At 57.1% G+C, this 5,883-nt stretch carries 5 protein-coding genes and 2 pseudogenes; 5 read left to right on the forward strand and 2 right to left on the reverse strand.

The window, feature by feature from the left end:
• Positions 1-168 precede the first annotated feature (168 nt).
• From AC0L3A_RS39705 to sctV, 5 genes are all read left to right on the forward strand, one after another.
• Positions 169-345, forward strand: coding sequence for a hypothetical protein (locus AC0L3A_RS39705; protein ID WP_473256463.1), 177 nt, complete (start codon positions 169-171; stop codon positions 343-345).
• A 499-nt stretch (positions 346-844) separates the two neighbouring features.
• Positions 845-1,735: a SctD/MshK family protein gene (locus AC0L3A_RS39710; RefSeq protein ID WP_473256464.1), complete on the forward strand. Its 891-nt coding sequence runs from the start codon at positions 845-847 to the stop codon at positions 1,733-1,735.
• 37 nt (positions 1,736-1,772) lie between these two features.
• The gene (locus AC0L3A_RS39715; protein WP_473256465.1) at positions 1,773-2,309 is read left to right on the forward strand and encodes a hypothetical protein; all 537 of its coding nucleotides are present in this window, start codon (positions 1,773-1,775) and stop codon (positions 2,307-2,309) included.
• A 2-nt stretch (positions 2,310-2,311) separates the two neighbouring features.
• A complete protein-coding gene (locus tag AC0L3A_RS39720) occupies positions 2,312-2,749 on the forward strand; it encodes a tetratricopeptide repeat protein (RefSeq protein WP_473256466.1) in 438 nt (145 codons plus the stop codon).
• The gene (gene sctV / locus AC0L3A_RS39725; RefSeq protein WP_473256467.1) at positions 2,730-4,844 is read left to right on the forward strand and encodes a type III secretion system export apparatus subunit SctV; all 2,115 of its coding nucleotides are present in this window, start codon (positions 2,730-2,732) and stop codon (positions 4,842-4,844) included. Before AC0L3A_RS39720 ends, sctV begins: the two co-directional genes overlap by 20 nt.
• Before the next feature lie 438 nt (positions 4,845-5,282).
• Here sctV and AC0L3A_RS39730 read toward each other — a convergent pair.
• Positions 5,283-5,498: pseudogene (locus AC0L3A_RS39730) on the reverse strand (hypothetical protein); the annotation flags it as partial.
• Positions 5,499-5,622: 124 nt separating this feature from the next.
• Positions 5,623-5,883, reverse strand: a pseudogene (locus tag AC0L3A_RS39735) (IS256 family transposase); the annotation flags it as partial.

The following is a 5,883-nucleotide window of genomic DNA, read 5'->3' on the forward strand; positions in this document are numbered from 1 at the left end:
GCAAGAATCCTCGCCGCTGTCAGGCAGAAAATCCACTCAAGCTACTGTCCGAATTTGCGGGGCCAGCTCTGTTCTTCGACTCGTCAGCTTTTCGACAGCTACTCCCAGTAGCGTAAGCAATGTAAATCGATAGCACCTTTTCGGCGAAACTGAAGTGAGAGGCACCAGATGGCCCCCGCAATCGAAGGCGTGATCCATATCAATTCTGACAGTGGCAGCTCGCAGTCTGTACAGGACATCGAATCGGCTTTCGGTTCGGTTCTGGTCGGCCTCGCGATGCAGGCTACGCAGCGGAACATGGAAAATCTTCACGCCACTATGGCTGAGACGGAAGAGGGTACCTGACGTCGGTTCTTTGACGTAAGTGGAGTGTCGCCATGGATGGCGGCAAATTTAAACAGAAGGTAAAGCGATATGACGAAAACAAGTGGTGTTGACTCTCCTAGTGCTCACGACGCCCATGATAATAGTGCTCACGACGCCCCTGATAACAAGTCTGGCAGCAATTCCACGAGTTCCGGTTCGACGGCGTCTACCGCCGTAGCGGCCGGTGGAACTGCGCTTGACAAACTCAGTGGCACGGCTGCTTTCGAGGCGATGGTCGCCGACTTGAAGGCGGTTGCCGCGACGTCCATGGTGCAGGACATGCAGTTACGTGGACTGGCGGCCCAGCTCGCAACTCAGAAGAAGGCGGCCGGCGAGCGCGTCCCCGGTTAACCATGCAAGGCGGGGCGATTCGTCGCTCCGACTTGCCCGTTGTCGGGGTGATGCGAGTAGTGCGGCCTAGGGATGAGTCGTGCGGCCAGTCGCCCTGCCGCGCTCCTCATAGTTCGGAGAATTGTCCGTGAATGAGGCTGCCTCCTTACATTTCGAGGTGCTCTCGGGGCTTTATGTCGGGCTAATCGGGAAAGCGGCTGTCGGAACGATCCTTATCGGTAGCGGCCTCGACGCAGACATGGTTTTCGTCGAACAAGGGCTTGAGTCGCATCACCTTCGTATCACTCTAGTTGGCAATTCAATCGAGCTTGAGGCTCTTGCAGCCGTGAGCACCCCAGAGAGCGAAGGGGATATTGCCGCAGGTGGACGCGCCGTTCTTTTTCTTCCCGCCGTCATTCGTGCGGGCGCCATGTCTATTCGCTGGTCAATGCAGGATGCACTTGAGGCTCGGTCGATCCGCATCTCGCGCTTTTCAATCTCAACTCTCGCCCTCGTGCTCCTTAGCTTTCTTGGTGTAGGCAGTCTCTCGACCATTTTCTTCAAAGCCAGCGGAAGCGCGTCGACCGGCATTGCGCCGCCTGCCGCAGAGCTTGTACCCAAGCTGGGCATGAACCGGCCTTACGATCTGCAAGCTCCGGCAGCAGCCGAAGTGCTGAAACAGGCAATTGATAAGGCCGGCCTGCTCGATATCAGGGTTGGTTCGGGGCCGGGTTTTGTTAGCGTTGAGGGAACAGTCACGCCTGCAACGGTCGCGAAATGGGAGGAGCTCCAGCAATCGTTCGATAGTCGTACATACGGTGCGGTGACACTAGTGAACGGAGTGGTCATCAAGGAGGAGAAGCAGCCATCCTCAATCGCGATCGAAGCTGTTTCGCGCGGACCCCGACCCTATCTGCTTGTCGGTGGACAGAAGTATTTCGTCGGCGCTCTCTTGGCCGACGGATGGGCGGTCACTCGAATCGAGGATGGGCGTGTGCTGCTAAGCCGCAATGGCCGTTTTGCTGCCATTCCGTACTAGGCTTTCCGGGCCCGTAGGAAGGATATAGGAGGTCGTCATGTTAAAGCTGATCCACTACGATGTCGGGCGTGTCACTGCTTCGCAGAGACTCAACGAGGACCATCATGGCCCGGTCATGGGGCCGACCATCCAACCCAATAAGGTGGAGGCGGACGGTGCTCGTGCAAATGGCGAGAAGGAGCGGGCGTCGACCTGGGGCGAGCTGAACACGTCTTATATGCCGCTGGATGTAGCGATCAAAGCGGCATCGGAGGCCAAAAATATTGATGCTGTCGAGCGTGTCGGTCTCAACGAGATGCGCACTCACATTCATGAAATCGAGCCCCCCGCTTCGGTGGCATCGCTCTACGGGCGCGATATCGCGCACGATCTGCTCTCGTTCGTGACGCCAAGGCTACGTCATCCGGACATGCTGCGCGCAGAGAGGTATGGCATTCTTCTGGAACGTCTCGTCCACAAGCTGGGGGCCGCGCCTGCGGATCCGATGGCACGGGACGGTATCGTCGTTCTACAGCAGGGGCTGCACTGGTTAGCGCTGCTCCGCCAGAACCGGAACAGCTTGATCGAAGCCTAACAATGCTCAACTCCGATGGAGCGCCGACCAACGTTTCCAAATCCGATAACCTGTCGCTGAGTCCCGGGCAGGAGCGCGATTTGCTCTGTGCACTTTCCTATCTTCATCTTGCATCTGGGCAGAGCGCAGAATGCGTGGCTCTCTTGCGACTTATCGTCGGCAACTACTCTCGAGATGTCGATCTATTGCGGCTTCTCGCCTACGCCCTCATCTCGGAAGACCTCGGAGCTGAGGCGTTGCAGGTCCTAGATAAACTAGACACAATTGATGACGAACCCTCGGCGCGTATCTCTTTGATGCTGTTGCGTAGCCATGCCCTGCGGCGGGCCGGCCTCATAGACGAGGCGCTCGCGACTTTCGAACGCTATGTCTCGTCACGTGACAGCACTGGCCTGATCAACAAACACTCGGAAGGTCCCCATGACCAGCGTTCTGCGTAAGATCATTGCGCGCGCGTCGGTCAGCTCCGATTTGATGGTCGCGTTGATGCTGATTCTGGCGGTTGGCATGATGATCATGCCAATCCCGATAGTGGCGATCGATACGCTCGTCGGCTTCAATCTGGGCTTCGCCATATTGCTGCTGATGGTCGCCGTCTATATTAGCACTCCACTTGATTTCTCGTCCTTGCCGGGCGTCATTCTGATTTCCACGGTATTCCGTCTGGCGCTCACCGTCTCAACGACGCGGCTGATCTTGGCTGAGGGGGATGCCGGCAGCATCATTCACACGTTCGGTGATTTCGTAATATCGGGAAATATCGTCGTCGGCATTGTCATTTTTTTAGTCGTCACCATGGTGCAGTTCATCGTCGTCGCCAAGGGGGCTGAACGCGTGGCGGAGGTGGCGGCGCGGTTCACGCTCGATGCTCTGCCAGGCAAGCAGATGGGAATCGATGCGGAATTGCGCAATGGCCATATCGATCAGAACGAAGCCCGCAGCCGGCGCGCTACATTGGAGAAAGAAAGCCAGCTTTACGGGGCTATGGATGGCGCCATGAAATTCGTGAAGGGCGACGCCATCGCAGGATTGGTGGTTATCTGCGTTAACATGCTGGGCGGGATCACCATCGGCCTGCTCTCCAAGGGCATGTCTTTCGAGGCGGCGCTGCATCAATATACCCTGCTGACCATAGGTGATGCCTTAATCGCACAAATTCCCTCGCTGCTGCTATCGATTACAGCTGCAACGATCATCACTCGTGTGAATGGGGTTGTAAGGCTCAATCTTGGCACCGAGATCGTTAACCAGCTCACAGCAAATTCGCACGCATTGCGGCTGTCTGCCTGCGTCCTGGTCGTAATGGGGGCGATTCCGGGTTTTCCGCTCCCTGTCTTTCTCGTTTTGGCTGCAGTCTTTGCGGCAGCGAGCTTTGCCGACGGTGGGGTCCAAAGCGGCAAGAAAAGCGCTGATGTCTCTCGACCGCACTCCACACAGTCTAACAAGCAAATCGTGCCTGCGGAGGCGCTTCCCGTCGCGTTGTTCCTTGCGTCAAGCCTGACAAGCGCGATCGACAAAGAAGAATTGCAACAGCAGATTGCACGCGTTTCTGGACTGATCTCGTCTGATCTGGGCATCACTATTCCGCGCATCCCCATCGAGGTCGACGAGCGCATGCCAGAGTTGCAGTACAGGGTGGATGTCGAGGGCGTGCCGGTCGATCAGGACTTGATCGATCCAACGCAGCTCGCACTCCACGACGATCCGGCCAACATTGAATTGAGCGGCATCCCGTATCGGCATGACCGGGAGACGGATCAAATCTGGATTGAGCAAAGCAATGCACCGGCTCTCAAAGCAGCCGGCATCGGGCACCACCGTCCCATTGAAATCCTGGCCTTGCGCGTTCGTTCGACGTTGATCCGCTATGCACAGTGCTTAGTGGGTATCCAGGAGACGCGCCAGTTGCTGGCCCGCATGGAGACGGAATATTCCGATCTGGTCAAGGAGGTATTACGCACGACGCCAATCCCTAAGCTAGCCGAAGTGTTGCGGCGCCTCCTGGAAGAGGGTATTCCAATCCGGAACACGCGGCTGGTCTTGGAAGCATTGGCCGAATGGGGCGGACGTGAACAAAACGTCGTCTTGCTCACGGAACATGTTCGCTCTGGTCTAAGACGGCAAATCTGCCACCGGTATGCCAACGCACACCGTGTCGTGCCGGTCTTCATCATCGAACGTCAAACCGAGGATATCGTGCGCAGCGCGATTCGCGAGACTGCCAAAGGACCCTACCTGGTTTTGAGCGACGGGCAAAGCGAGGCGCTGCTCTCAAAAATGCGTCAGATCCATTCGAACCTAGTTCGGGGGCAGACCCAGCCGGTTATCCTTGCTTCGATGGATATACGACGCTTTGTCCGCGGCTTTCTCACCCGCAATGGGATCGATCTTGCTGTTGTATCGTATCAAGACCTTGCCTCAGACTTCACAATCCAGCCTGTTGGCTCCATTACGCTCGCAGCTGCAAAGGACGACATCGCCCCATCCGAGGAACTCCGCAACACGCTCCTTGCAGCCGATTCACAGGCGCAGTAAGAAGGATCGCATGAATTCACGTCGTAAGGCAGTGCGGTGGCGCTTGGGTTCGTTTTGTCTGCTTTCTTGCTCGGCTCTCTTCGCAGCTCTGGGGCTCTGCAGTTGCGCTAGCTGGGATAGACCAGCTCTTCAAATGCAAGAGACGCCGGCGCCAACGTTGCTCGGCGCCAAAGATATCGATCCAGCTATGCGCGAGCGCATTGAGTGCGCGATCGGCCAGACTCCTGACCAGGTGCTTTGCGCGTCGCGCTGAAGCAGAAAAGCGCAAGATCAATGCAGCGGATCGGTCTTGCGTATCGATGCGAAAGCACCTCGCATTGAGTGCTGGTCAACCTCTGCCTGGACCTGCGACCTACATGCGCTGGAGACAATGCATTAACTCGACAACGTGGGACGCTTGGTGAGCTGAGCTATGCGGGATTTTGGATGACGAGGCGATCAGGCGGTGTGGTTTGCCGGCACTTCGATGACCTCGATGCCGTTTTCGAATCTGACACCTGCGATGACCTTCGGCAACTGATTTGTGCCTTTCAGCCGCCGCCAGGTCTTTGATGCGGCGCAGAGCAGCTTGAACACCATCAACTTGGCAGTCGTTGACGATAACGTATAGCGCGACAATCTGGATGGGAAGCCGTATTGCCGCATGTAGCGATGTTCCCGGTAGACCTATTGTTGCCTCATCTATTTTGCTCCCTAGGCAGGGAGCGAAGGAAGCCGCTCGCAGGAGATGTCCCGATCGCTGTTGAACTGCGTCGGGCCGACGTTGCCGGGATGAATGTTACGCGGCCCTCGTGACGTGGGCAACGGGCTTGATCGTCATGCGATCGTGGTGAGCCTGAAGGGCCGCACGCAGAAACGACAATTGCTTGTGCGCCTTCAACCGTCGGAAGCCCTTGTTGGCCTCGATCATGCCGGCCGCGACCCATCGCAAGGCCATGCCGGCATCGCGCCAGCGTTTGACGTTGCGTGTGACGCGGCGAATGGTGCCCATCATATTCTCGGCGATGTTGGTACAGGCGAGCGATCGACGAAGCTCCTT

The organism is Bradyrhizobium sp. MI1.3 (assembly GCF_055811695.1).

What these genes read in the sequence shown, in the direction of transcription:
- AC0L3A_RS39705 (WP_473256463.1), top strand. Translation starts at nt 169, where the DNA reads ATGGCCCCCGCAATCGAAGGCGTGATCCATATCAATTCTGACAGTGGC.
- sctV (WP_473256467.1), top strand. Translation starts at nt 2,730, where the DNA reads ATGACCAGCGTTCTGCGTAAGATCATTGCGCGCGCGTCGGTCAGCTCC.
- AC0L3A_RS39720 (WP_473256466.1), top strand. Translation starts at nt 2,312, where the DNA reads ATGCTCAACTCCGATGGAGCGCCGACCAACGTTTCCAAATCCGATAAC.
- AC0L3A_RS39715 (WP_473256465.1), top strand. Translation starts at nt 1,773, where the DNA reads ATGTTAAAGCTGATCCACTACGATGTCGGGCGTGTCACTGCTTCGCAG.